The organism is Vibrio sp. PBL-C16 (assembly GCF_034321865.1).
Classification (GTDB): Bacteria; Pseudomonadota; Gammaproteobacteria; order Enterobacterales; family Vibrionaceae; genus Vibrio; species Vibrio alginolyticus.
Window position 1 is genome coordinate 1,471,736 of the sequence record NZ_JAXLNY010000001.1, and the last position, 25,933, is coordinate 1,497,668.

The 25,933-nt window shown below is 44.4% G+C and carries 22 protein-coding genes and 1 tRNA gene; 13 read left to right on the plus strand and 10 right to left on the minus strand.

Annotated features, from left to right (window positions below):
- Nucleotides 1-5: 5 nt before the first annotated feature.
- Together UQW94_RS06375 and UQW94_RS06380 are read left to right on the plus strand one after the other, a co-directional pair.
- Complete coding sequence (locus UQW94_RS06375) at nucleotides 6-1,250, plus strand: NADH:ubiquinone reductase (Na(+)-transporting) subunit B (protein WP_322142107.1); 1,245 nt, start codon at nucleotides 6-8, stop codon at nucleotides 1,248-1,250.
- 298 nt (nucleotides 1,251-1,548) lie between these two features.
- Entirely contained in the window at nucleotides 1,549-2,949 is a 1,401-nt protein-coding gene (locus UQW94_RS06380; RefSeq protein WP_104976313.1) for a tryptophanase, read from the plus strand.
- A gap of 78 nt (nucleotides 2,950-3,027) precedes the next feature.
- Here UQW94_RS06380 and UQW94_RS06385 read toward each other — a convergent pair whose 3' ends face one another.
- The 3 genes from UQW94_RS06385 to UQW94_RS06395 form a co-directional block, all read right to left on the minus strand.
- Nucleotides 3,028-3,639: a DUF2913 family protein gene (locus UQW94_RS06385; RefSeq protein WP_005374167.1), complete on the minus strand. Its 612-nt coding sequence runs from the start codon at nucleotides 3,637-3,639 to the stop codon at nucleotides 3,028-3,030.
- A 32-nt stretch (nucleotides 3,640-3,671) separates the two neighbouring features.
- Nucleotides 3,672-3,755, minus strand: a tRNA-Leu gene (locus tag UQW94_RS06390).
- Nucleotides 3,720-3,902, minus strand: coding sequence for a hypothetical protein (locus UQW94_RS06395; protein WP_021035910.1), 183 nt, complete (start codon nucleotides 3,900-3,902; stop codon nucleotides 3,720-3,722). Before UQW94_RS06395 ends, UQW94_RS06390 begins: the two co-directional genes overlap by 36 nt.
- Before the next feature lie 412 nt (nucleotides 3,903-4,314).
- Between UQW94_RS06395 and UQW94_RS06400 the strand changes: the two genes are divergently transcribed.
- Nucleotides 4,315-5,523 carry a NupC/NupG family nucleoside CNT transporter gene (locus UQW94_RS06400; protein WP_017635515.1) on the plus strand — a complete coding sequence of 403 codons (1,209 nt, stop codon included), beginning with the start codon at nucleotides 4,315-4,317 and terminating at the stop codon, nucleotides 5,521-5,523.
- A 54-nt stretch (nucleotides 5,524-5,577) separates the two neighbouring features.
- Here the strand turns inward: UQW94_RS06400 and UQW94_RS06405 are convergent, their stop codons facing one another.
- Together UQW94_RS06405 and UQW94_RS06410 are read right to left on the minus strand one after the other, a co-directional pair.
- Complete coding sequence (locus UQW94_RS06405) at nucleotides 5,578-6,666, minus strand: DUF3541 domain-containing protein (RefSeq protein ID WP_322142108.1); 1,089 nt, start codon at nucleotides 6,664-6,666, stop codon at nucleotides 5,578-5,580.
- Between the two features lie 69 nt (nucleotides 6,667-6,735).
- Entirely contained in the window at nucleotides 6,736-7,341 is a 606-nt protein-coding gene (locus UQW94_RS06410; RefSeq protein ID WP_213910678.1) for an alpha-ketoglutarate-dependent dioxygenase AlkB family protein, read from the minus strand.
- 132 nt (nucleotides 7,342-7,473) lie between these two features.
- Between UQW94_RS06410 and UQW94_RS06415 the strand changes: the two genes are divergently transcribed.
- Nucleotides 7,474-8,829: a diguanylate cyclase gene (locus UQW94_RS06415; protein WP_322142109.1), complete on the plus strand. Its 1,356-nt coding sequence runs from the start codon at nucleotides 7,474-7,476 to the stop codon at nucleotides 8,827-8,829.
- 387 nt (nucleotides 8,830-9,216) lie between these two features.
- Here UQW94_RS06415 and UQW94_RS06420 read toward each other — a convergent pair whose 3' ends face one another.
- Entirely contained in the window at nucleotides 9,217-10,773 is a 1,557-nt protein-coding gene (locus UQW94_RS06420; protein ID WP_080773721.1) for a DUF3612 domain-containing protein, read from the minus strand.
- Between the two features lie 174 nt (nucleotides 10,774-10,947).
- On the opposite strand from UQW94_RS06420, the gene UQW94_RS06425 reads away from it, so the two are divergent.
- On the plus strand, nucleotides 10,948-11,526 hold the full coding sequence (locus UQW94_RS06425) for a malate synthase (RefSeq protein WP_005374156.1): 579 nt from the start codon (nucleotides 10,948-10,950) through the stop codon (nucleotides 11,524-11,526).
- Between the two features lie 90 nt (nucleotides 11,527-11,616).
- Here UQW94_RS06425 and UQW94_RS06430 read toward each other — a convergent pair whose 3' ends face one another.
- Complete coding sequence (locus tag UQW94_RS06430; RefSeq protein WP_047102820.1) at nucleotides 11,617-12,630, minus strand: GGDEF domain-containing protein; 1,014 nt, start codon at nucleotides 12,628-12,630, stop codon at nucleotides 11,617-11,619.
- Between the two features lie 349 nt (nucleotides 12,631-12,979).
- Here UQW94_RS06430 and UQW94_RS06435 point away from each other — a divergent pair, with 349 nt between their 5' ends.
- The 3 genes from UQW94_RS06435 to UQW94_RS06445 are packed head-to-tail and all read left to right on the plus strand — an operon-like array spanning nucleotide 12,980 to nucleotide 16,583.
- Complete coding sequence (locus UQW94_RS06435) at nucleotides 12,980-14,332, plus strand: DASH family cryptochrome (protein ID WP_322142110.1); 1,353 nt, start codon at nucleotides 12,980-12,982, stop codon at nucleotides 14,330-14,332.
- The gene (locus tag UQW94_RS06440) at nucleotides 14,332-15,876 is read left to right on the plus strand and encodes a cryptochrome/photolyase family protein (RefSeq protein WP_138939785.1); all 1,545 of its coding nucleotides are present in this window, start codon (nucleotides 14,332-14,334) and stop codon (nucleotides 15,874-15,876) included. The genes UQW94_RS06435 and UQW94_RS06440 overlap by 1 nt, the downstream gene beginning before the upstream one ends.
- Nucleotides 15,876-16,583: an SDR family oxidoreductase gene (locus UQW94_RS06445; RefSeq protein ID WP_017819732.1), complete on the plus strand. Its 708-nt coding sequence runs from the start codon at nucleotides 15,876-15,878 to the stop codon at nucleotides 16,581-16,583. Before UQW94_RS06440 ends, UQW94_RS06445 begins: the two co-directional genes overlap by 1 nt.
- Before the next feature lie 61 nt (nucleotides 16,584-16,644).
- Here UQW94_RS06445 and UQW94_RS06450 read toward each other — a convergent pair whose 3' ends face one another.
- Together UQW94_RS06450 and msrB are read right to left on the minus strand one after the other, a co-directional pair.
- Entirely contained in the window at nucleotides 16,645-16,791 is a 147-nt protein-coding gene (locus UQW94_RS06450) for a DUF2256 domain-containing protein (protein WP_005374142.1), read from the minus strand.
- Nucleotides 16,792-16,824: 33 nt separating this feature from the next.
- Nucleotides 16,825-17,967, minus strand: coding sequence for a peptide-methionine (R)-S-oxide reductase MsrB (gene msrB / locus UQW94_RS06455; protein ID WP_005374134.1), 1,143 nt, complete (start codon nucleotides 17,965-17,967; stop codon nucleotides 16,825-16,827).
- 202 nt (nucleotides 17,968-18,169) lie between these two features.
- Between msrB and UQW94_RS06460 the strand changes: the two genes are divergently transcribed.
- From UQW94_RS06460 to UQW94_RS06480, 5 genes are all read left to right on the plus strand, one after another.
- On the plus strand, nucleotides 18,170-18,568 hold the full coding sequence (locus UQW94_RS06460; RefSeq protein WP_005374132.1) for an OsmC family protein: 399 nt from the start codon (nucleotides 18,170-18,172) through the stop codon (nucleotides 18,566-18,568).
- A 129-nt stretch (nucleotides 18,569-18,697) separates the two neighbouring features.
- A complete protein-coding gene (locus UQW94_RS06465) occupies nucleotides 18,698-19,252 on the plus strand; it encodes a sugar O-acetyltransferase (RefSeq protein WP_322142111.1) in 555 nt (184 codons plus the stop codon).
- A gap of 87 nt (nucleotides 19,253-19,339) precedes the next feature.
- Nucleotides 19,340-19,570, plus strand: coding sequence for a hypothetical protein (locus tag UQW94_RS06470; RefSeq protein WP_025535771.1), 231 nt, complete (start codon nucleotides 19,340-19,342; stop codon nucleotides 19,568-19,570).
- Between the two features lie 1,035 nt (nucleotides 19,571-20,605).
- Nucleotides 20,606-21,475 (plus strand): hypothetical protein, encoded by an 870-nt coding sequence (locus UQW94_RS06475; RefSeq protein WP_318222417.1) that lies wholly within the window; start codon nucleotides 20,606-20,608, stop codon nucleotides 21,473-21,475.
- A gap of 31 nt (nucleotides 21,476-21,506) precedes the next feature.
- Nucleotides 21,507-25,625, plus strand: coding sequence for a M66 family metalloprotease (locus tag UQW94_RS06480; RefSeq protein WP_322142112.1), 4,119 nt, complete (start codon nucleotides 21,507-21,509; stop codon nucleotides 25,623-25,625).
- 70 nt (nucleotides 25,626-25,695) lie between these two features.
- Here the strand turns inward: UQW94_RS06480 and UQW94_RS06485 are convergent, their stop codons facing one another.
- On the minus strand, nucleotides 25,696-25,878 hold the full coding sequence (locus UQW94_RS06485; protein ID WP_005393690.1) for a hypothetical protein: 183 nt from the start codon (nucleotides 25,876-25,878) through the stop codon (nucleotides 25,696-25,698).
- Between the last annotated feature and the right edge of the window lie 55 nt (nucleotides 25,879-25,933).

Below are 25,933 nucleotides of genomic sequence, written 5' to 3' on the forward strand. Positions count from 1 at the left end.
GCGTTATGAGCCTTAAACATTACTTTGAGAAAGCGACACCTAAGTTTGGTCCAGGTGGGAAGTATCACAAGTTCTACCCACTTTTCGAAGCTGTCGAAACCATTTTTTACACGCCTGGTAAGGTAAACCAGGGCATGACTCACGTTCGAGATAGCATCGATTTAAAACGTATTATGATCATGTTGTGGTTGGCGGTCTTCCCTGCCATGTTCTGGGGTATGTACAACATAGGACAGCAAGCGAGTGATGCCTTGTTGTATGGAATGGAACAAGCCTCAGCTCAGCAAGCGCTTGTTTCTTCATGGCAACTGAGTTGGGTATGGGGCTCGTTAGATGCGGTTTCACAAGCGGGGTGGGAAAGTAAAATGTGGCTTGGTGCTACTTACTTTCTCCCGGTTTATGCGACGGTGTTTATCGTTGGTGGTTTCTGGGAAGTTCTGTTTGCTATTGTGCGAAAGCATGAGGTGAATGAAGGTTTTTTTGTCAGCTCTATACTCTTTGCGCTGATCCTTCCTCCGACAATTCCACTATGGCAAGCGGCTTTAGGTATCACTTTCGGTATTGTTGTGGCGAAGGAGATTTTCGGTGGTACTGGACGAAACTTCCTAAATCCAGCTTTAGCAGGGCGAGCGTTCTTATACTTTGCCTATCCTGCCAACATGTCCGGTGGTGCTGTGTGGGTCGCGGCTGATGGTTACTCTGGCGCTACTCCACTTAGTCAATGGTATGAAGGCGGGCAAAGTGCTTTGATAAATAATATGACAGGACAAACAATTTCATGGGGAGATGCTTTTGTTGGTAATTTACCAGGCTCGATGGGTGAAGTCTCCACGTTGTTGATCGCACTAACAGGCTTGGTTCTCATCTTTATGAAGATTGCATCGTGGAGAATTGTTGCGGGCGTGTTGGTCGGTTTAATCGGAGCTTCACTACTATTGAATGCGATCGGTTCAGACTCTAACCCCATGTTCTCCATGCCGTTCTACTGGCACTTCGTGATTGGTGGGGTTGCGTTTGGTACCTTCTTTATGGCGACAGACCCTGTCTCGGCAGCTTTTACCAATAACGGGAAATGGGCATACGGACTATTAATCGGTGTGATGACGATTTTTATCCGAGTGCTGAACCCGGCTTATCCAGAAGGCATCATGTTAGCGATTCTATTTGCTAACTTATTCGCGCCACTTTTCGATTACTTAGTCAAAGAAAGTAATATCAAACGCAGAATGAAAAGGGCGAGACCTTCTTAAAATGAGGGTGACCTCACTGAAAATTGATTGAAAACTAAACTATATTGAAAAGGTCAGAGACATGGGGTTTCTGACCTTTTATTTTTATCAGGAGGACGAAGACGATGAGAATAAAGGATATTCTCGATAGCCGTTTGGTGCTGTCGTTCTGGTATAACCTAGACTACTGCTTGTCTCTTCTTAGTAAAATCTCTTCTCGTTGATTTCCTCAATGCAATCGCATTGAAAAGCATTCTATCTATTTGTTTTTTAGTCTTACGTGAAACTGCGTAGGGCAATGCGTATAAGGAAATTAACAATGAAACGTATTCCAGAACCTTTCCGTATCAAAATGGTTGAGCCAATCAAAATGACGACTTTGTCAGACCGTGAAGTCGCGTTAAAAGAAGCGGGCTATAATCCATTTCTTCTTCGTAGTGATGATGTTTATATCGATTTGCTGACTGACTCTGGCACTGGTGCCATGAGTGATAACCAGTGGGCTGGCATCATGATGGGGGATGAATCCTATGCGGGGAGTCGAAATTACTACAACCTGTGTGATGCAGTGGAGCACTTCTTCGGTTATAAGCTCACCGTGCCTGCACACCAAGGGCGTGGTGCCGAGCAAATTTTGTTCCCCGCTTTGATTGAGCGTATGCGTCAGGTGCGTGGTGGTGAAACGCCAGTATTTATCTCGAACTACCATTTTGATACCACAGCGGGTCACATTGAACTCAATGGCGGTAAAGCGATTAACGTGGTAACGGAAGAAGCATTCGACACCACTACGCCTTATGATTGGAAGGGCAATTTTGATATCGATAAGCTGGTGGCAACAATTGAAGCGCACGGTTCGCATAACATTTGTGCAATTATCACCACGATTACTTGTAATAGCTCCGGTGGTCAGCCTGTGTCGATGGAAAACATGCGCAGTGTGTACGAGATTGCAACCAAGTACGATATTCCAGTGGTGATTGACTCGGCTCGTTACTGTGAGAACGCCTACTTTATCAAGCAGCGTGAAGCGGGTTACGAGAATAAATCGATTCTGGAAATCATCCGTGAGATGTACCAGTACGGTGATATGCTCACCATGTCAGCTAAGAAAGACCCGATGGTAAACATTGGTGGCATGTGTTGTATTCGTGATCATAAGGAGTTGTTCCAGGCGGTGCAGACGCGCTGCGTACCCATGGAAGGATTTGTAACATACGGCGGCATGGCTGGGCGTGATATGGAAGCGCTCGCTCGCGGTTTGTATGAAGCCGCGGATGAGGATTTTCTTCACTATAGAATTAGCCAAGTTCAATACTTAGGTGAGCGCTTACGTGAAGGCGGTATTCCGATTCAATACCCAACGGGTGGTCATGCGGTGTTTGTGGATGCCGCTAAGATTTTGCCACATATTCCAGCTGATCAGTTTCCTGCGCAGGTATTGTGTAATGCTTTGTACTTGGAAGCGGGTATTCGAGCAGTAGAGATAGGATCGTTGCTGCTTGGTCGAGATCCGGAAACGGGTAAACAAAAAGCGTCAGAGCTTGAGTTGATGCGTTTGACCATTCCACGTCGTGTCTACACAAACGATCATATGGATTACATTGCGGATGCGATTATCGAACTGAAAAATCGTGCACATGAGTTAAAAGGGCTCACTTTCGAGTACGAGCCACCAGTGCTGCGCCACTTTACTGCTCGATTTAAAGAGATCGATTAACTCAAGTTTAAATCTAGATAATCAAAAGGCCGCGAGTTTCGCGGCCTTTTTCGATTCGTTTATTTCTTAGCGTTACAGTTAGGCTAACTCTAACGTGATGCGAACGAACTGGTCGTCTTGATACTGCACTTCATAATTGAAGGTACCACTGGCGTAAATGCTGCCAAGGAAAAGTGAGCGTTGACTCATTGGTCCGCGGAACAGCATCGAAATAGGAGCTATTAGGGCGTTATTATCATCGAAGTGCTGATTTAAGTTCTCAGAAAGCACACACAGCAAACAGCCGTGTTGGTCGTGAGATAAGTCGACGTCTTCCGGTCGAGATAATAACACGGTAGTCCCCAGTTTCTTCTCAATCTCGTTGATCAGCAGCAAGTAGCTATCTAGATCGGGTTGAGGGTTGCTGGGTTTGTCTGCACCGACGCAGCGCTCGAGTAATGCTTCCAGATTTCCGTTCTCACCTTTTGCCTGCTGAGTCAAAGATTTTAACGGCTTTTTAATCAGCTTATAGCGATTACTCTTCAGTTTTGGTTTCAGCCATTTCTGAAGTAAGTCATTACGTTCTTTAAGGGAGAGGCCATGCGAGGACGCGTGAATTTTAAAGTGCAGGTGTAATAAAGCGTGAACCGCAAGCTCACTCAGAAGTTGGTTAGCATCTGTAGACTGTCTTGCCTGCTTAGAACTTTGCATTACACTCGAACAAAATTAGGGAAGAAGGATAATGGTGCCGAGAGAGGGACTCGAACCCTCACACCAAAGGCACTAGCACCTCATGCTAGCGTGTCTACCAATTTCACCATCTCGGCATCATGATGCTCTGAATACTCAGAGGCCTCGAAAGAAGCAACGCGAATTATAACCAAAATCCACCTGTTGGCGAGAGCAAAATGACGAATTTTGGCTCTTTCGAGTTTGATTGCATATTTATTGGTCACTTTTATGTTTTTTACCATCAACGCCTATCCTTATGCCCTTACTTTTATTAATGGTATGACGACAAAAGAGTACTTTTGCCTAAATTTTGAACGCTTGAACGTTTGCGTAAATAAATGTGATGAATATCTCTTTTTGTTGGCTATACTTGCGTCCCGTTTAAGCGGGAATTAGGGTTTAGTTGTTCAGGACCCTTACCCATACAAGCCGTCACATGGAGCAGGCCAAGCAACATGCTCGCCAGCAGTGAATGACCCCACGGACCGGACCAGCTACGTTCAATTGCTTGTATAAGGTAAAAATAAGATGTCGAACTATTCGTTCTGTCTACATTCTGGATCTAAAAGTGAGTTATCACTCGCTGCGTTGTCCCTTTCTTCTGCCAATTCCTTTGGCTCTTTTTTCTTTTTCAACGTTTAGTAGGTCCAGCTCATGAGTGTTCTATTTAGTCTATTTGGTATTGTTGCACTGCTAGGTTGTGCTTTCCTACTTTCTGAGGGTCGTTCTTCCATTAATTGGAAAACTGTATCTCGCGCCTTGATGCTACAAATGGGGTTTGCTGCTTTGGTGCTCTATTTCCCGTTGGGTCAAGCGGCGCTGGCGAGTTTAAGTAATGGTGTCGCGGGGCTACTCAGCTTTGCTGATGAAGGGATTAAATTCCTCTTTGGTGACCTCGCTTCTTCTGGCTTTATCTTCGCTATCCGTGTCCTTCCTATCATCATCTTCTTCAGTGCTCTTATCTCCGCCCTTTACTATTTGGGCATTATGCAAAAAGTGATTCAATTTATTGGCGGCGCTATCCAGAAGTTCTTGGGTACGAGTAAAGCAGAGTCTTTGGTTGCAACAGGGAACATTTTCTTATCTCAAGGCGAGTCACCACTTCTTATTCGTCCATTTCTTTCTAACATGACTCGCTCTGAACTGTTTGCCGTGATGGCTGGTGGTATGGCTTCAGTGGCGGGCAGTGTGCTTGGTGGTTATGCTGGTTTGGGTGTCGACCTCAAATACTTGATCGCGGCAAGCTTTATGGCAGCACCAGGTAGTTTGATGATGGCAAAAATCATCGTTCCTGAGCGTCAAACGCCAAGCGATTACAACAATATTGAGCTAGATAAATCAGAAGAAAGTAACGTTATTGATGCGCTAGCAAGCGGTGCCATGGGCGGTATGAAAGTTGCCGTTGCTGTTGGTACCATGCTTATCGCTTTCGTGAGTGTTATCGCGATGGTGAACACGGGGCTAGAAAACTTGGGTGAGATACTTGGTTTCTCTGGCGTAACGCTACAAGCGATTTTTGGTTATTTGTTTGCACCTCTAGCGTGGTTGATTGGTGTGCCAAGCCACGAAATTCTAGCTGCGGGTTCATACATTGGTCAGAAAGTGGTGATGAATGAGTTTGTTGCGTTTATCGATTTTGTGCAGCACAAAGCGACACTGTCTGAGCATACTCAAATTATTATCACTTTTGCGTTGTGTGGTTTTGCGAACATTGGCTCAATTGCGATTCAGTTGGGTTCTATCGGCGTGATGGCACCTGAGCGCCGCAAAGATGTTGCAAGTCTAGGCCTAAAAGCGGTTGCTGCTGGTACACTCGCTAACCTGATGAGTGCGTGCTTAGCGGGCATTTTTATCTCTCTCTAATTTAGATTGAAGATACACACTAAAAACCCGCCTAAATGGCGGGTTTTGTTATTTCTAAGGCTTGGGCATTAAGCCGTAAGGTATCGATTTAAAAGCCTCTGGGTGCTCTTGATAAGTTGGCGCTTTATGTACCCCTTTCCAATCGAGCAGCATGATGGCTAGTACGTTACGGTGTTCGCCGTACTTGAGATCAAAGTTACCGTCGACCGACGGAATCATCCCTTTTTCTGCGTTGATTGCGTGACGAATGGCTTGGCGGGTTTTCTTTACGACCGGATCATGGTCCAAGCCTGCTAACAAAAACGAAATGCCGACTTCCGCAATCACGTCTTCTTTGGCGCGCAGTAGGATAGTGTCGATATTGTTGCGAAAGTAATCATAAATCCATTGGTGTTTCTTCTCGCTTACTCGCTCCTGATAATACTGTGAATCGGCAAAGATGATGTGCGTCATACCATAAAGTTTGTTCCAATACTGCTGAGCTGAAAGCATCTTATCTTTATCGTCGGGGTAGGTGTCACGGAAGGTTTGAGTGAATTCCTCGACCACATCTTGCTCTCCTAACTGACGAAGCCAGTAGACTTGGTTTGCAAGCTGAGCTGCCCATGCTTCTATCATCTCTTTGTCCGTAACGTAACGCGAGAAATCGTAGCGCCTAATAATTTTTCTCAGCGTTTTGTCTTGTTTATGCTTTAGGCCGTATTCGTTTGCTCTTGCCATTGCGCCAAGCAAATCCACACCAAGATAAAGGTACTCAGGATGGTGTTTAGTCACGGTATAGCGTCGCTGCCCTCGTTCGGTTTCTTTCTCTTGATACGTGGTCAGCCTTTGAGATGAATAGAGAATGATGTCTTCTGGTTCAACAACTTCATTAGCAAATTGGTTTAACCGGCTGGCTACTTGTGACATGTCGGTCCAAATGGCAGCGTGATATTTCTCATCTAATGTTTGGCGGTACATGCGTAAGCCAAAATGGCCCTCTTTAAACGCCGGGAAAGTGAACAGTTCCTGTTCGTAGGTACTACGAATCAACTGCGCTGATTGAGTATTATCGAGAAGCGGTACCTCTTCCTGTGATGCCTGAGCTGCAAAGGTAAGTGAGCAAGAGAGTAAGACCGCTAAGCTAAGAGGTTTAATACGCATAAATCCATTCCCTATGAAGTCCTGAACCTAAACCTACCATCAATATTAATTGAGAATGTAAAAGCAGAGTCAATAGTTGAAAATTTGCCTAAAAGTCAGGTTGATACGTTCATCTTTGGTTTTCGCGGTTTTTGGTACGCAGTGCTTCCAGTGATGCTGAAGCTCGCCAGCCATAATCAGTAAGGAGCCGTGAGAAAGCTCGTATTCAATCTCAGTTTTACAATGTAAATTTCTAAGCAAAAATCGACGTGTTTCACCTAAGTTCAAAGATGCGATAACAGGGTTTCTACCTAACTCTGGTTCATTATCTTGGTGCCAGCCCATTGAGTCTTGGCCGTGTCGATATAAGTTAGCGAGAACAGAATTAAAAGTGACATCAGCAACTGATTCACAACGCACCTTGAGCTGAGTTAACTCAGGAGTCCAAGGGTGAGGCTGCATGGTTAAGCCTGAGTAAGTATATGCTGCATCACCGTGCCACGCTTGTAAGCGAGGTTGAAGTACTGACTTGCCGAACATAGTAACGTGTTCTTGGTGCCATGGCAGTGTCTTTCGAAGTTGGTCAAAGTAATTATCCGCCTCAAGATGGTTAAGAAATTGAGGATCATAATAAAGTTTTCCTCTTTCTACTTCTTGCCATAGATCGCCGCCAAATAAATCGCCTTGTTGATGCATCATCTCACACCTAAAACATAAAAGTTGTCAATCACTGTTACCTTTCTGATTATGATTGGTTATTCTTGTGATAATAAGAATTTTAACAATAAATAAAAAATCTCGTAGTTGTATACGAGTTGTGGGGAGAAAATGCGTTATTTACCCAGAAAACGATGCTATTTTGCATTGTTCTTCCTCACCTTTTTCGCTTTGTGTATTGGGGTTATCGAGCTGTTAAATCGAAACCAGCAAGAGCTTCACAAAGAGCGAGTTCAAGTTGAGGCCAAAGAACAACTTTCCATTCTCCGTTCCAATTTGGAAGCGGTACTTATGGCGGATATCTACAAAGCCAGTACTTTAGCGACACTCATTACGTTACTTCCTAAAAACCAAGAAGAAGAATTGAGTATCGCCGCTCACCGAATCCTAAATAAAAGTAAACATATTACAATCATCGGTATCGCGAAAAATGATGTAATTAGTCATGTATTTCCACGCCAAGGTAATGAGCGCCTAATCGGCCTTGATTACCGCGCAGTGCCACAGCAGTGGGTACAGGTGCAAAAAGCCAAGGATGTACAAGAAATTTTCATCGCAGGGCCAGTGACTTTGATTCAAGGTGGCCGAGGTTTGATCGTGCGTGTGCCTGTTTTTCTTGATCCTCCAATGAATCAGGACTACTGGGGAGTGATCAGTGCGGTGATTGATTTCGATGCTCTGATGAGAGAAACCGGCGTAATTGATTTCTCGTATCGTTACCCTTTAATGATCCGTGGTTACGATAGCGGTGGCTCATTTGGTGATGCTTTCTTTGGCGCGCAAAGTGTAAATAGCATGGTATATGCAAAAGAGATGGTTCATTTTCCTTATGGTGGGTGGAGTATGGTGGTTTTCTCTGGAGGCAAAGCTGATCGCCAAATCTCTTGGCATCAGTTGCATTTAGCTAGAGTAATCGGCTATCCCATTATATTCGCACTTAGCCTCGCGCTGTTCGCCATTTATCGACTGTATACCATTGCAGATGACAGAGCTTTACACGATGAACTCACGAATTTACCAAACCGTCGCTATTTTATGAAGTTTTACAAGCAGCAGTTCGAAATAGCGAAACGTTATAAAAAGCGTTATAGCTTCGCCTTAATTAATATTGACCTAGATAGGTTTAAACACATTAACGACACCTATGGTCACGACGCAGGTGACAAAGTTTTAATCGCTACGGCTGAAAGGGTAAAAAGCTCTCTGCGTAAATCAGACATCGTGGCCAGAATGGGCGGTGATGAGTTTTTAGTTGTAGTTCATCACCCAGGAACGGAAGAAAATGTTCAGTCCCTTCTACAAAAACTTCGATTAGCGCTATGCTCGACGCCCGTCATTTACGATGAAACGCTTATCTATTTGAAAGCCAGTATTGGGTACGCGATATTTGACCCGAAAATGTCATCTCCTGAGCAAATGATGAAAATAGCCGATGGGAGAATGTATCAACAAAAGCATGGCGGATGAGCCTGAACCCAGTTTCAATAAGGGGTTAGAAGAATGGTAAAGTTGGGAGCCCGAAATCTCATCATCATTGAGGTGCAAGAATATGTGACTTCATATGTTCACAGACACTTTGCTGAGAGAGTCGTTATTAGCAGTGCATTCAGTGGCATATTTGCATAATGTTGCATTTTGCAAATGCAGTTTGCGAAATTAATGGTTAATAAAGCAACGATATGCATCTGGATCTACTAAAAAACGGCTTTTTTAAAGTTGGCACGCATCGTGCATTACTTAGAGTGACCCTTATTAAGCCGAGGGTCACCTAGCCAACTGACGTTGTTAGTGAATACAAATTGTTCACAAGTATATACCGCCAATCACGTTTATTGTGATTGGCGTTTTTTCTTTCTAAAGCCCGATGATATTCACGTCGCTGCCCGTCTCATCAGCTTCTCCGCACTTGCTGTAACAACTAGGTTGTCTTGGACAAACCGCCCCTCTGGAGCAGATCAACCTTGCTTGGGTTTGAATCCCGCGCTCTATCCAGTTGATGTTTAATATCTTAGCGATAGTCGTTAAGTCTTTTTTGATGTGGGGAGGAATAACACTACTTCCGCCGGAAGCGACACAAAGGGACTTAAGTTCTTCCGCTATGGAAACGGCATCGCCACCTTGTGCAGAAATGGCAGGGTTAAGATCAATACCGGCACATAGCACGCGATTATTCCCCGCAGGATCAAATACGTTGACCGATTCGCAGCAGTAGATACGTGGCTCGTCGCCAACATTTAAAATCGAAATTTGCGCTGAACTGGTATCCAAAGGCTGGGAAAGGCGTCGGAATACCGCCCAGTGCTGGCAAGGGTCGTTCACTTTGCGCATGTTACCCCAAGGCAATGGAATACCATTTCCGCGATACACGGCTTTTAACTTGCCAGGGCCATAGGCATCAAAATAGTGCCAATGAGGGTAAGGCGAGACCACCGTCATGCGACGCATTGCAACAGAAGGAGAAACCCCCGCCTTTTTGTGAACATCAATCTCGTAACCAGAACGGTCAAGCAACTGACGAAAGGGTACTTTGGGGCAGAGTAGGGCACCGGCAAAGAAGCTGGACTCAAAATCACGCCAAGCTTGCAGGATATCTTGCGAATTGAGTTCAGAGTTAGACACAGGGCTGTCCATTTGCTCCCAATTGTTTTGATGCCCGATAGATAAAACGTTATTCATTGCATCGCTGCTATGGAGCACTCGATGGCCGATATATACCGCCAAGTCATACTTCAATCGGGTTGGATAGTCACGCATTCGTTTATTGAGATAAATAGTCCCAGGTGGCTCCATGAAAGACGTAATCAACTGTTTGGCGCTGACGCCCAGTTCATCAATCACATCTTGTGGCGCTCGATCTACCCAGCGGATATCCAATCCCATACTCTTTGCAATGTCTACGAGATCTTCTACAGATAGATTCAACCGCTTCAAGCCGACCTCTTCGGCGGCGCGCTCTAAATCAGGAAAATGGTTTTGATGGTTTTCTTGGTGTGCGCGGATCAGTAAGTGGGCGAATTGACGCCCCGTGATACCTGTTTGGGAGAGCATTTCTGGTATCGCGATTTGAAGAATATCATTGGAAAACAGGAAGCTCGGCTCCAACGCCATGCCACTAATCCCGCCACGATTTCCTTTGTTGGGTGTGATGGCTTCTAATTCGGGTTCATCATCTAAAAACCAAGCAGGATCTTTTTGAAAAACTTCCGCGATCACTTCGAGCATATCGATACTCGGTACGCGTTTTCCGCGCTCAATCATTGAAAGGTAAGAAACCGACGGAGCGTACTCTGGATTAATTCTTACACAACGGGCAGACAAATCTTCCATCGTTAAATGGTTGTTTTTTCTTAGGTTACGAATTTTCGTACCAAGAAAATGAGACTGACGAATAAGGCTTTTTGACACAGACATTTTGTAAAATTCACATTGTAAAATTTTTGTTGTGAAATTGTAGTCAATATTTCGCTAGTCTACATAATGAGCAGGCAAGGAATTTAACCATCCACTTCACAGAATTGCCTGAAACTTAAATAAAGGATTTAAGTTTTTACTCTAGGACGAGTTTTTAAGTGCGAGGATATGACGATGAATATGCTGAACTTCGATAAAAAAGAGATGCAACAACAACAACGCCCATTTATCGCTGAAGCCGTATTTGCCGTCGAAGCGGTAAGTGCTGAGCAGCAGAGTGAGAAACAAGTAAAAGCGAAGCAACTACTAGACCGCATGTTTCCATTGGAGAACGGGTCGCACCAAGATGTATCAAGTTACGTGATTGATTACCGCCATGTTTTGGCTTATTTCAAAGACGGTACACACAGCGGCCTGAAAAGCCCAAAACACTTCGTGGCGTACACTGGTGAAAAGGAAGATCCAAAATCGATTTTGTTTAAAGATGATTCGGGTAATCATGTAGAAGTGCTGTTTGGCTGTCACAAAGGCACTGGTTGCGTGGAATTAGTGGACATTGACGATATTCAATTGGAAACTCGCACGACGTTTCATCCTGAACTAACTGGCAATGCACCAACCGCGATGCGCCATTGGATAAGTCTAATCAAAGGCGACAAAAAAGGTAAGCCGATGGCATGCAGTGAAGATAAAGAATATACCGCAAAAAATGGTGACGACTACATTCTAAGTTACTGTTACAGCGTCGATTAAGATACTCATGATTGGATATAAAAACCCCGCACTTTACGTCGCGGGGTTTTCTTTTTCATCGTAAAAGTCGTTTTCGCTTAGTCAGTTTATTTAAATTGGCATCACGCGGTTACGACCGAGTTGTTTTGCTTCATAAAGCTGTTTATCGGCTTTATTGATTAAGGCTTCAGGCGTATCACCCGGCTCAAATTCTGCTACCCCAAAAGAAGCGGTAATGCTGTGAACTTGTGTGCCTGAGCGCTTATCTCTGATACGCAGTTTTTCTATCATCCGGCGTAGTGTGTCTGCATATTGGCGAGCAATTCGCAGAGATTTGTTAGGTACAATTAACGCGAATTCTTCACCACCAAAACGGTACGCACATATCCCATCTCGACAACTTTGTTGTAGCCGGCGGGCAATGGCTTTTAATACTGTATCGCCAAAAAGGTGCCCGTAATTGTCGTTAAATGATTTGAAATGATCGATATCAAGCATGATCAAGGTCATTGCCTGATTTGATGCAATAAGTGAAGAGAGATCTTTGTCAAATGCTCGGCGGTTGTATAGGTTTGACAAACCATCGAACAACGCATCTTGCTGTACTTCAGCCAGTTGGTTTTTGAGGCGAGAAATTTCTTCACTCGCGTTAGTCAATTGGCTATTCAAAAACTTTGTTGAGTGACGAATTTCGTGTGACTCTGCGACAAGTTGACGAATCACTACCATCACTTCTTCAATGCTTAGGCTATTGTCCTCAACTTTTTCCAGTTTATTAAAGCTTTTGTCTACCATCTCAGAAAAGGAGGAAGTATCTGAAATCGTATCGCTCATTGAACTGGATACTTCGTGTAGCAGAACTTCTACATTGGTTCTAAGATCTTCAAGGCTGGTTTCTGCTTTGCTGGCCACATAGTTGTTGTAAAGCTGTTTATTGGTTGCTGGCGGGCAAATACCGTAGTTTTCTAACACCATGTCTAACTCAAAGTTGAGTTCTGGAATGGTCTTGTCAACGTAGGTATACCAAAGCGCGTAGTTGGCTGGCGTGGCAGCAACATGGTTTTTGATCATCAGTGGGACCGCTTTTTTTAAATTAGCGGTTGATTTCTTAAACTCGTCGGTCATTTCTGCGATGGTACTAGCAAAATGGGATTGGGCTTAGATTAACGGATATTAACTAATGTCGCTTTAATTTTTATCACTTTTGCATGGTTTATATAGAAAATGAGTGATTAAGATCGTGATCAATACCGTTGGATTCGAATTTTATAAAATATCAGTATGAAACATGTACAGGCATTTGGTGGTATTGCGTGTTTTGAGATATCCAGCAAATGGATTCTGTGTAAACGTTAGTAACCTAATGATCGTCAAACTCTCGTTTTCGTATAAAAGCAAGTAAATCAAAAGGCTTAACGTCAGGGTCTCCGTGAAAAGAACTCGTAGACGAAGAATTAACATCTGAGGGTGCGAATTGAAAAAGAAAATAGGACTTTATTGGTTCACGAACGACTTGCGATTGCACGACAACCCACTGTTGAAAAGCGCCAGTGTAGAAATGGACGAGTTAATTTGCTTGTATTGCTACCCTTCAATGACGCCTTACTTGCATCACTTTGCGCAGGAAGCCTCTTTCGGGCGCGCGAAATTGCAGTTTCTCGACTCATCGCTTAGTGAACTCAATCAATCTTTGAATCACCTTGGTCAGCGATTATGGGCGGTTGAACTAACGCCCGATCAAGCAATCAAGTATGCTGTTAATCGCTTCGGCGTCACACATATATATGCTGACGCCTTTCCCGGTTCGGATGAGCAACAAGCGTTAGATCGCGTAGCTGAAGGCGCTTCTCATGTAAAAATAAAACAGCAAGCAATCCGGACCCTGTTAAGGGAAGAACAACTGCCATTTGACTTGAGCAATCTGCCTACCACTTTCACGCAGTTTAGAAAGCAAGTTGAAGGTTTAGACATCTCTCGGCCCCACGAGAGTATCCGTTCGTTACCTCCAATTCCTTTAGGTGTGAATCTTCCTTCCGTTACTGCATATTACTTTGACGCAAAAGCTGCGTTTCATGGTGGAGAAAGCCGCGGGCTTGAACATTGTCGCCAGTATTTTGCTTCCACACTAGCCAGTGAATACAAACAAACACGCAACGGTTTAGATGGCATGGATTACTCCACCAAGTTCTCTCCTTGGTTAGCTCATGGGTGCGTTTCTCCGAAAACTATTTATGCCATGTTGAAACGTTATGAAGCGGAGAATGGTGCAAATGATTCAACCTACTGGATTTACTTCGAACTGCTTTGGCGTGAATACTTTTATTGGTATGCCCGTCGACACAAGCGACAGCTCTTCCGATTCGGTGGCATCCAAAATCGAGCACCACTCACCAGCTTTTACGCGCACCGTTTTCAACAATGGAAGAAAGGTGAAACGCCATTTCCTATCGTCAATGCGTGTATGCACCAACTTAATGAAACGGGTTATATGTCGAATCGTGGCAGACAGTTAGTTGCCAGTTGTTTGGTGCATGAGCTTGGCCTCGATTGGCGTTATGGCGCGGCGTACTTTGAGTCACAACTGGTCGATTACGATGTGGCATCAAACTGGGGAAATTGGCAATACTTAGCAGGCGTTGGTGCTGATCCGCGTGGTTCACGACAATTCAACCTCGAAAAGCAAACCGAAATGTACGACCCGCACATGGAGTTCATCGATAGGTGGCAAGGTCGTTGTCCTGGCGCGCATTTGGATAGTGTAGACATGGTCGATTGGCCGATTGTGATGGGTAGCAGTAACAAAGCTTCGTCATCGGAGAAACCGTAATGCAATTTGAAACCGTACGATTGATCTTGGGCGATCAACTTAACAGTGAGCACTCTTGGTTTCAGCAACCGGATGAGCAAGTGCTTTACCTGATTGCGGAGCTCAAGCAAGAGAATACTTACGTCACGCATCATATTCAGAAAGTGTGTGCGTTCTTTTCCGCAATGGAACAGTTTGCGAAAGAGCGTCAGAGTGAAGGTCACCAAGTTCTGCACCTCACGTTGGATGACACACAATCCTTCGACGATCTTGAGCAAGTCTTGCAACACTACGCGAGTGAAGTTGGTGCAAGTAAGTTTGAATATCAACGCCCGGATGAATACCGTCTTCTGGAGCAGTTAGCCAAACTAAAGCTTGATGGGGTCGTGACGCGTTGTGTCGACTCGGAACATTTTTTGTTGCCGTTTGAGGAAATAGAATCGCAGTTTCCTCAAGGTAAACACATCATGATGGAGCACTTTTACCGCCGTATGCGCAAGCGCTTCGACATCTTGATGCAAGACGGAAAGCCCGTCGGCGGAAAATGGAATTACGATGCCAATAATCGTAACAAGCTCAAAGCCAAAGACATTGAACAACTGCCACAACCTTTGATGTTCAGTACTGACATCCACGGCATTATTGAGCGGCTGGCACGACATGACATCAAAACCATCGGAAATCTCGAAGGGGACTTGTTGTGGCCGATTAATCGCGCGCAAAGCCTCTCTTTACTCGCGCATTTCTGCCAAGTCTGTCTGCCGTTATTCGGACGTTTTCAAGATGCCATGACAGGCCAGCACGACGCTAAGTGGAGCTTGTATCACAGCCGAATTTCATTCTCGCTTAACAGCAAATTACTGCACCCGAGAGAAGTCATTGATGCTTCACTCAAGGCATTTCATTCCAACGCGGACATCGACATTTCTCAAGTTGAAGGGTTTATTCGCCAAATCTTAGGATGGCGAGAGTACATTCGAGGGGTCTATTGGGCGAACATGCCTCATTACCCGAAAAACAACGAATTGGGCGCAGAAAGAAAGCTGCCAGATTTCTTCTGGAATGGTGAAACTAAAATGGCTTGTATGCGCAATGCGATTGGGCAGTCCCTCGATTACGCCTACGCACACCACATCCAACGATTGATGGTCACTGGTAACTTTTGCTTGCTAACCGAGATCGACCCAGATCAAGTGGATGAGTGGTATCTCGGTATCTATGTTGATGCGATTGAATGGGTCGAAATGCCGAACACACGTGGCATGGCATTGTTTGCGGATGGCGGCATTGTTGGCACCAAACCTTACGCGGCGAGTGGTTCTTACATCAACAAAATGAGCGACTACTGTAAGGGTTGCTATTACGACAATAAGGCGAGGAGTGGGGAAGGATCGTGTCCGTTTAACAGCCTTTATTGGCGCTTTATGAACAAACACGACAAGCGCCTCGCAGCCAATCCACGAATCGGGATGATTTTCCGCTCTTGGGACAACATGGAAGAACAACAACGCCAAGCGATTCTTGATACCGCAGAGCACTACATAGAAAACGTGGAGAACTTGTGATGGAAATACTCATCGTCGGTGGCAATGGTGGAATTGGTTTGGCGATGGTGAGAGAAGCCGCAGCTCGGTTTCCTCAAGCTCGCGTGCATGCCACTTATCGTAAGCAGCAACCAGATTGGCAACACCCAAATGTCGTTTGGCATCAAGTGGATGTATCGCAAGACGAGCAGGTAAAAGCGTTCAGTGAGCAGATTGAACACGTCGATTGGTTGGTGAACTGTGTTGGTATGTTGCACACCCAAGAGAAAGGTCCTGAGAAGAATCTTAGCTCGCTCGACGCAGACTTCTTTCAGCAAACCATCACGGTTAATACTTTGCCAAGTTTGCTGTTGGCGAAATACTTCACGCCCAAGCTAAAGCGCAGTACTGCACCCAAGTTTGCGACCATTTCGGCCAAAGTTGGCAGCATTAGCGATAATCAGTTAGGTGGTTGGTACAGCTATCGAGCATCGAAAGCCGCATTAAACATGTTCCTAAAAACCATGTCGATCGAATGGCAAAGAGTGGTCAAACATGGCACGGTGCTTTCACTTCACCCTGGCACCACAGATACCGCTTTGTCGGCACCTTTTCAAACCAATGTCCCAGAGGGAAAGTTGTTCACGCCAGAGCGAGTTGCTAAGGATTTATTAGGCTTGATAGAAAAAGCAACCCCGCAAGATAGCGGGGCGTTTTGGGCTTATGATGGGACGTTATTACCTTGGTAAGAGAGCGCGTATAAACATTAATACAAAGGAAATAGCGTTTTCCAGAGAGGGTCGGAGTGACCTACGTTTTCGTTGATTTATTTCTTCGGCAACGCTCAGAACAATAAACGATTTCCTCCCAATTTCGCGCCCACTTCTTTCTCCAAGAAAATGGGCGCTGACAGACCGGACAGACTTTCATGGGAAGGTTGGATTTAAAACCTTTCATCGCGCTGAATGTTCACTCCTAATTTGGTTAAAACTACTTATCAAATAGGTACAGGTAATCGCCGTAGCCTAAACTCGCCATCTTGTTCACAGGTACAAATTTCATCGCAGCAGAGTTCATACAATAGCGTAATCCCGTCGGCTTCGGACCATCTTTAAACACATGACCTAGGTGTGAATCACCAAACTTACTGCGGATCTCCGTTCTAGGGTAGAGCAGTTTATAATCGGTTTTCTCCACGATGTAACCCGGGTTAATTGGTCGAGTAAAGCTTGGCCAACCTGTGCCAGATTTGTATTTATCAGTAGAAGAAAATAGCGGTTCACCGGTCACAATATCAACATAAATTCCCGCTTCTTTGTTGTCCCAGTATTCATTATCAAACGGACGCTCCGTGCCTTCTTCTTGCGTCACGTAATACTGTAGCTCTGTTAAGTTTGATTTGATTTCAGACTGAGCAGGTTTACTGTACGCTTTCACTTTCGAAAGCAGCTTTTTTTCTTCAATCAACTGTCGAAGTGTTTTAGGGCTTTCTTTTCGATCTTCACCAAACACTTCGTCGAGGTATTTATCGCGACCTGATGCGTAGCGGTAGTATTTGTATTTCAGACTACTCTTCTTGTAGTAATCCTGATGGTACGACTCCGCAGGGTAAAACTTTTCAAACTCGATCAGCTCTGTTTTCAACGGCTTTGGATAGATCATCGCCTTGTCGATTTCCATCATAAACTGCTTAGCAATCTGTTTTTGCTCCGCATTATGGTAGAAGATCGCTGGACGGTATTGAGGGCCACGGTCAACAAATGAACCTTTATCGTCGGTAGGGTCGATATGACGGAAGAAGTAGTCCAGCACTTGCTCGTAGTTCACGACAGCAGGATCGTACTTCACCTCAATCACTTCAATATGACCAGATTTACCAGAAGAGACTTGGCGGTAAGTCGGGTTTTCAATATGACCACCTGAATAACCTGATACAACATCGATTACGCCGGGCAGTTGCTCTAAATCCGATTCTGTACACCAGAAACAACCGCCAGCTAGCGTTGCGATTCTTGTATTCTCTGAAGCCTTCAGCTTATCCATCGTATCGGCGGTACCTGTTTTACTCAATAGTAGAAACAAGACTGGAAGTGCGAAGGAGAAACCGGCCAATAACTTAGACATATTCTTCATAGCTACCTCATCGTTATTTTTGTAGAAAGTGTTACTTAAATAAAAAGTGTTACGTATAGAGAAAGGTAACCGAGCGAAAAAATTACAGTAATGTTGAAAATTCCGTTGCCCTTTTATGCGATAGAGCTAAAGTATCGACAAGAAACACACCGCTAGTAAGGGCAACGATGCCTTGAATAAGCGATGCTAAATGAGGTAAATCATGCAAGCTGAAGTTAAATGGATAGAAGATTTTAAATTCCTTGGGCAATCTCAGTCGGGCCACTCCGTAGTGATGGATGGCAATGGCGGTGCAACCGCACCAAGCCCAATGGAAATGGTACTAATGGCTGCTGGTGGCTGTAGCTCTGTCGATGTTGTTGATGGTTTGAAAACAGCAGGCCAAAAGGTTTCGTCAGTTAATGCCAAGCTAACCACAGAGCGTCGTGAAACCGCACCGCGTATCTTTACGCAAGTGAATATCCACTTTGAAGTGTCAGGTGACGAGCTTGACCCAGAAGTCGTAGCAAAAGTGGCGGCTGACTCGCTAGAAAAATACTGCTCGGTTTGCTTAATGCTAGGCGAAGGTGTTGAGATGACCCACAGTTGGGAAATTGTGTAAGTTGACAGACTCCACAAAATATAAAAACAGGAAAGAGAAAAGTCCGGGCTTTTCTCTTTTTTTATTTCGCAGTTCACGTACCTTGTGAAGAATCTGAAAGCAGTAATTGCAGGTTGTAGGAGTCTTCCAGTGACAGAACTAGAAAAAATGATGTCTGGCCAGGTCTTTGATGGCATGGACAAAGAAATTGACGCCATTAGAAGCCATGCTCTTCAAGCACTTAGAGCGCTTAATAATAACACCGACGAAAGTCAGCGCGACGAATTGCAAAAGCAGCTATTTGGCAAGGTAGGCCGTTGTATTGTCCAGTCCCCTTTTCATTGTGAATTTGGTAAGACCATCGAAATAGGTGAAGAAACCTTTATCAACATGAACGTGGTCATGCTCGATGGTGCCAAAATTACCATCGGGAACCACGTGCTCATTGGACCGAGCGTGCAATTCTATACCGCTTCTCATTCTGTGGATTACCGAAGTCGCCGACGTTGGGAAACGTTTTGTAAACCCATCACGATTGAAGATGATGTGTGGATTGGCGGTAACTCCGTCATTAACCAAGGTGTAACGATTAGTGCTCGTTCGGTTATTGCGGCGAACTCGGTAGTCAACCATGATGTGCCGCCAGATTGTCTATACGGAGGCACGCCAGCTAAGTTGATTCGCCGTCTAAACGAAGAAGAGTAAGAATCGATAGTGATGGCATGATGACTCGCTTTACAGGCGTATGAGAATCATGCCATCAGAAAGGGATAATTCGTCAAGGAGTCTAAGATGTCGAACAAGACAGAAGTCCTCATGTGCCCTACATGTGGGGTAGAAACGCATCATGTCGTGGTGTTAGTTAGAAAAAAAAGTGGCTTTGAAGGCGATAAAAATCGCAACAAGAAAGAGTTCATCGCTGGCTTTCTCAAAAGTGTAGTGTTCGGCGCCTTCCTTGCTTCTATGGATGAATTTGAACGTCACTTGATCTGCGAAAACTGTGGTCATAAAACCATTCAATAGTAACTGATAGTCTTTCTTTCTCTGCATAAGTTCATAAGTGCGGTTTGAAGCACTGGTTATTCAAATCGCATCATCCTCTTTTAGTGTTTTTGCTCTTCTTGTGTTCCTCTCTCAAAAATGAGTCACATCAGTACGCATTTTAATCGCTTGGGTACAGATAACTCACTGCTATATATAATAAATTTTGGTGGGAAATACGTGTTTCAGCTCGATGTTTAAACTCTGTTCTATCGACACGTTTTGAGTCAGTAAACACTTAAATTTCGTTTACTTTATGTTGTACGCGGTGCAATTGTGTGAAATTGCTCACATTAATGTTTAATTTATGAAAAAATAATTAATGAATAGTAATTCACAAATATGCTGACCGTATGTGCTATTTAGTTTTGACTTATCTTTTGAATATTCACTTGGTGAATGTTTTGTTGTTTTTAGATTGACTGAAAGTTTGATTTTCTATTCAAACTTGTGAAAGGTTGAATCGATATATTAGAAAACATGAATTTGATCTTGTTTCTATCTTTTGTTTTAAATGCGAAATTCATTATTAACAACGGATGGTTTTGATGATTTCTCTTATGTGTATCCCACCAATTTTAGAAATTGAAAATTAAACTTTCTCAATACAATAACGACTAAAATTAAACGGAATGATGTTCTTATATTTTTATTTTATTTTAACTTATACATTTTGACTCATTCATTTTAACTGTTTTTGTTGATTTTAAGTTGTTGATAATAATTGTCTTTTAACTTTTGTTTTAATGGCGTTGCTTTGCTGCTTCTTTAATGTTGTGGTGTGTGGCTTTATTTATAAAAAGTCATTTTAAAGTACGTTTTTAAGCAAAGTAGAACGTGACAATACTAAGATAAATAGTATTAAAAAATTAAATAAGGATTTAACCATAAGAGTAATTTTATGGTTGATAGGTTTATTGGGGTTGATTATCTGAATTTTTATGGAATTTCATCCCAATAATCTGTTTGTCTTTAAGTTTATTCTAATGAACTTAATTCTCATGGAAGTTTCAAAACATGCAGCACACAACAAAGTGGATGATGACGCCGCTTGCAATGTTGTTGGGTACGCTGTTTTCAGCGCCATCATTCGCGGTGGAAACGAGTGTAATTGATAGCACTAGCACGCCTGAATCTACACAAAATGAAGGAGATACGTCCTGTATTGTTTGTAAGTTTAGTGGGGCCGTTTACCTATCTTACGATACAAACATTTACGATAAAGACGACTACCGTTCTGTCCGCAATTTCTCGTGGGGAGGCGATCTCGTTTATTCCTTTTCGAGCGACACAAAAGCCTATTTTTCTACGGGGGGCTATCGTGCCCTAGAAGATGAAGTCGGCACCTACGCGACAGATTCGGTGTTGGGCTTGCAATACACGAACCTATATCGCTTTGGAGATACAGGGAAAATCGGCGTTGCGGGTCAGCTCACCATTCCAACTTCAGAAACATCTCGTAAAGATGAACTGCACACCGCGGTTCGTTTAGATGTGCCGATCTCTTTTTCAGCTTGGAGAGTCGATTTTTCGGTTTCGCCAAGACTGAGAAAAAATTTCCACGAATACAAAACCATGGGTGGACGCTCGCTGACTGAGTGGACTTACTCGTTGTTTGCTGTTGCGGAAAAGTCGTGGGAATCGTTCGCAGTGGGGATTACGGCGTTAGGTGGTAACAGCATCAGTTATCAAGGTACGCGCAGAAGCAGTTGGCAGTATGAGGGGGCGTTGTACGGCACATACGAGCTTGATGAAAGCTGGTCATTGCTACTCGCGGCATCATCAACGGGTTTCTATCAAGATGCAGAGCGAGGCACCTTGGGCAACATCGATTTGTTGGACCAAGAGAAAGCGTCTTACATCGTGACAGTGACTTACTCCTTCTAGGAAAATAACAACAATTAAGGATATCCAAATAATGTTTAAAAACTTGACTCTGGTGTCAGCAATAACGGCCGCACTTGCAGGCTGTGGCGCAGATGATCAGGCGTATGACTATGTCGAAAGAGATGCAAAAGAAGTCGCAGTAAAAGATCTTAAAGACGGTCGTTGGTTTTACGTTCCGACGACTGGTGCCGCTCCACGCTTTGCTCTTAACCAATTCCCATTCTTGCAAGGTTCACCTCGTTACGTTGAGCTTTGTTTTACCAAAGAAGGTCTGGAAGTTCGCAGTTACGATAAAAACTACCCAGACGCGCATCTAAGCAAAGATGCTAATAACTACTGCGGTGAAGAGAAATTTGTCGCAGACGACGACGGCGTTAACTTCGCGCAAGTGCTGACGATTCCGGGTGACTTTGCGGCGTATCGCTGTCAAGAAGACGCGCATGGTGATTGCACCAACAAAGAAGAAACCAACGAAGACGCAAGCCTAAACTACAAGAAGAAAACCCACTTCACTCCTCGTCCTGAAGATCTCGAAATTGCAGAATTCAATATGGAAGATCTGTATGGCATTACTGAGGGCATTGATGAAATTGGCGCACCACGATTGATCTCGTGGGACTTTGACCCTAAAAACGGTCTTCTCAATTTCGAACTAGAGCGCACGTTCCGTATCGATTTAGATAATATTTCCGACTACATCAACTTTGCAACGAAAGCGAGCTTGGATGAAGCGCTTGTGGATGGCGCGTTTAAATCTCGGTTCTACTATTCGTTAGTTCACGAAAGTGAAGTGGCAACCGAAGGTTACCAACCGATCTTGTACCCAGTGGGTGATGAGAACGACATTGGTTTCTTCACCACGTCGACGAAAAAGCTTAACCCAGTCACGAATAAATACGACCGTGATGTGGTTTACCTCAATCGTTTCAACCCAGATCAAGGCTCTATCAAATACTACTTGAGCGATAACTTTTTTGAAGAGAAGAACAAGTTGTTCTTGGATGCAACGCTGCAATCGATCGAAAAGATGAACCAAGCTCTGAATGTATTTGGGGCGGATGCAGGCAAGCCTGAAATCGAGATTGTGAACAAAACCAAAGCGGCTGGTATTCACCCAGGAGATCTGCGTTACAACGTGATTAACCTGATTGACGAGCCTTTAGCGAACGGTCTGCTTGGCTATGGCCCGTCGGTTTCTAACCCGATGACGGGGGAAATCATCAAAGGCCACGTGAACCAATACGCAGGCGTTGCAAGAACGGGTGTGCCTTTCTATTGGGATAACTTGGCGCGTTTCTATAATCGTAATCAACTGGACTTAGATGGCTTAGATCCATTGCCAACCAGCAGCGAATCTGTGAAAACAGAAGTTGCGGATAGAATTGAAGCGCTTTCTACAATGGCGGCGATGGCTAGCCTGAAATCGGATGAAAACATTCATGCGCCGCTCGTTTCAAAAGAAGACATCGTTTCTGGAAAAGCAGCGACGAAGAGCCCAACTCAGCTAATGAAAAACTTCAATGATGACATGGAGTTTGAAAAGGTGGTTGAAGCTGAAGAGAACCGTTTGTCTTTCTGGGCAGAGAACAACGTCTATCCAATCGAAGCGTCGTGGGTTTCTTCAACCAACAAGGCCATGTTGGACAACTTGAAGTTGGATGACGAGCGTTACTTTGAGATCAAACTTGATGACGCAGGTAACGAAGTATCGCGTCAGCTTAAGCGTTGGAAATACCTGCCAAAAGAGTTGCAAGTGAAAGCCGCAGATGCGATTACGGTTGCGACTTACAGCAATACGCTTGTTCACGAGCTTGGTCATAACATGGGTCTGCGCCATAACTTTAAAGGCTCAAATGACAAAGCGAACTACTACACGCTAGAGCAAGCGCATCAACTCGGCTTGAACAACATTCCTGCTTACAGTTCGACAATGGACTACGCACCAAGCATGTTGGATGAAACGCCAACTTGGGGTCTGTACGACATTGCGGCGTTTAAGTTCGGCTACGGCCGTAAAGTCGAGACGATTCAAGATTCTTCAGGTTCAGCTCCTGCACCTGTTGCGAAACCGGCAGACAGTGCGAGCGATGAAGACAAAGCGGTATATGCTCGTTACCTCGCTGATCAGCAAGCCTACCAACAAAGCTTTGCATACAAGTTTGGCAACAATCCAGACAACACATCGCTGATGGTGTGTTCTGAAGTGAAGGCGCTAACGGGGGACGAGAAAGGCAAATCACTCTACAACTGTGACTTTAGCCGATTCGATATCGCTGCGTTGTCTGATGATCCTGAACTGAATGCGAAAACTCGTTATGGCGCACTTTACTACCTAGATAAAGTGAATGAAATTGAGCGTAAGTCTTACGATTTCTGTACCGATGGGAACGTTTCTCTAAACAGCGACTGTAACCGTTTTGACGAAGGTACAAACCTAGAAGAAATTGTTTCTTACGAGTGGCAGAACTATCTCGATAGCTATGATCGACGCAACTTGGAGTTATATGGGACCACAGGATTATTCTCGTCCGATTATCCTGGTTACTTAGTGCGCCGTTACATGGAAATGAGCGCTATCCGTGACAAGATGGAAGATCTTGAGCGCATCGATAACCTGTACACCAATTTAGGTTACACTTCGTCAACGGATAAGCCGGGTGATTTCTTATTGCGCCTTGCTTCAAACCCTCAATACTGTAGCGAAGGCAAAGCCGATAACTCATGGTTCTGTGATTACGCGAATGGGGCGAAAAAATCCGCGGCGTTCTTCCTTGATATCTTGCGCACACCAGAGCATCAATGTGTGATAGAAAATGCGGCAGGCAACCAAAAAGTGATTTCTTTTGGTCAACTGTTAGACAACAACTCACACCAAATTCCGGCTGATTACGATCTTTCAACAGCCAGCTGTTTTGATGATTTGGCAGCACGCTTTATCGAAGATTCAGATGAGGGCTATATAGCTGTTGCGGAAACTGCGAATGGACGCTTCCTAAACTCAATTGGTAGCTTTGACCCGGATTACCCTTGGTCAAATGCGGTGTCTGTGTTGGGTAACTGGCCAGACAAAGCGCTTGCTAGCTATTTCTTGGCACGTCGATTCTCGAACCGTTTTACTGATGAGGTGAGCTTTGCATCGCTGCTTGATATCCCTGGGGTGCAAGCTGAATACGAAGACATCATGGGCAACGTCGTGGCAAATGATGCGTTAAATACGCCAGTTAAATTGGTGGGTAAAGACGGTAAGGAATACATCAATCTAAAAGGTGTTACCGTGAACCTACACATCACTGAGCAAATGGAGTCCCTACCACCAATGCCTCGTGGTATTGCAAGATTCCTTGATATTGGTGCAGAAGGCCGCGGACGTGTTGGCGATGTCATCTTGAGAATGGGTGTGCGCCAAATGAAGTCTTACGACTACACAGTGAAGACTCGTGGTCAATCTCAGTTTGATACGTTTACGAAGCAACAAGACCGCTACGGTATTATCGCGGGTGACAAGGTTGAGTTTGTTATCGACGGCGAGAAGTTTGTGGCAACAAAAGCAAACAAGCTGGCTTACGACTACGCAAATCAACTGGTGACGTCCAAAGGTTACGATCTAAAAACTTACCTAGATAGCTATGAGCCTGCAACACTAAACAAGGTCGCAGAGAGCATCGATAGTGCTTGGGGGCCATTCCGAACAGCGATTGTCCCAGCGTTCCACGATCCTGTATTGCTGCTGGATGCGCCAATGGTCAACGCAATGAAGCGAACCATTGATGCGGATATTGCGGCAGGTGTGCTGTCGTTTAGCCAGTCGTTCATCAACTTTACGACAGCGAATGTGACTTCGGGTGATTTGGTCATCGATGCAACTTCAGGCACATTGAGCTATAAAGGTGGTAAAGCGCACGATGAGCTGAAAGCGTTCGAAGCTTACACAGATGCGATGCTTTTGATTTACAACGATCACGCCGAAGACATGATGTTCGCGGTCGACAATGTGTACGCAGGGTACATGGCGTCTTCAGATGCTGACAAAGAACTTTGGCTGAAAGATCTCAATATGATTCAAGCGTATTTGCGTGGTGATATCGGCGCTGTGGCTGGTGATTACTACAAGATGCTTGATCGCCTACCAACTGCAGTGAGTTTCCAGTAAATAACTCTTAATTCACTCATACAAAGGCCTGCAGCAATGCAGGCCTTTTTCGTCATAGGATTGATGGAATTTAGGAGTGAAAGATGATCTGTCCGTCTTCTGTCATCACAAGTGTCGCTTTGCTTTGTTCGATAAGTTGGGCAGCATAAGAAGGGGTAACTGCCTGCATATCACCTTTAGATCGAAGAGTTAAAGACTCCCACGCTTGATCTCGATATTTCCCTGCTTGGGTGTATTGAATCAGTACTTTCATAGCTTCACGCTCCGGTGTGGTTGACGTGCTACTTAAGTTAACGATCTTAGGTTGG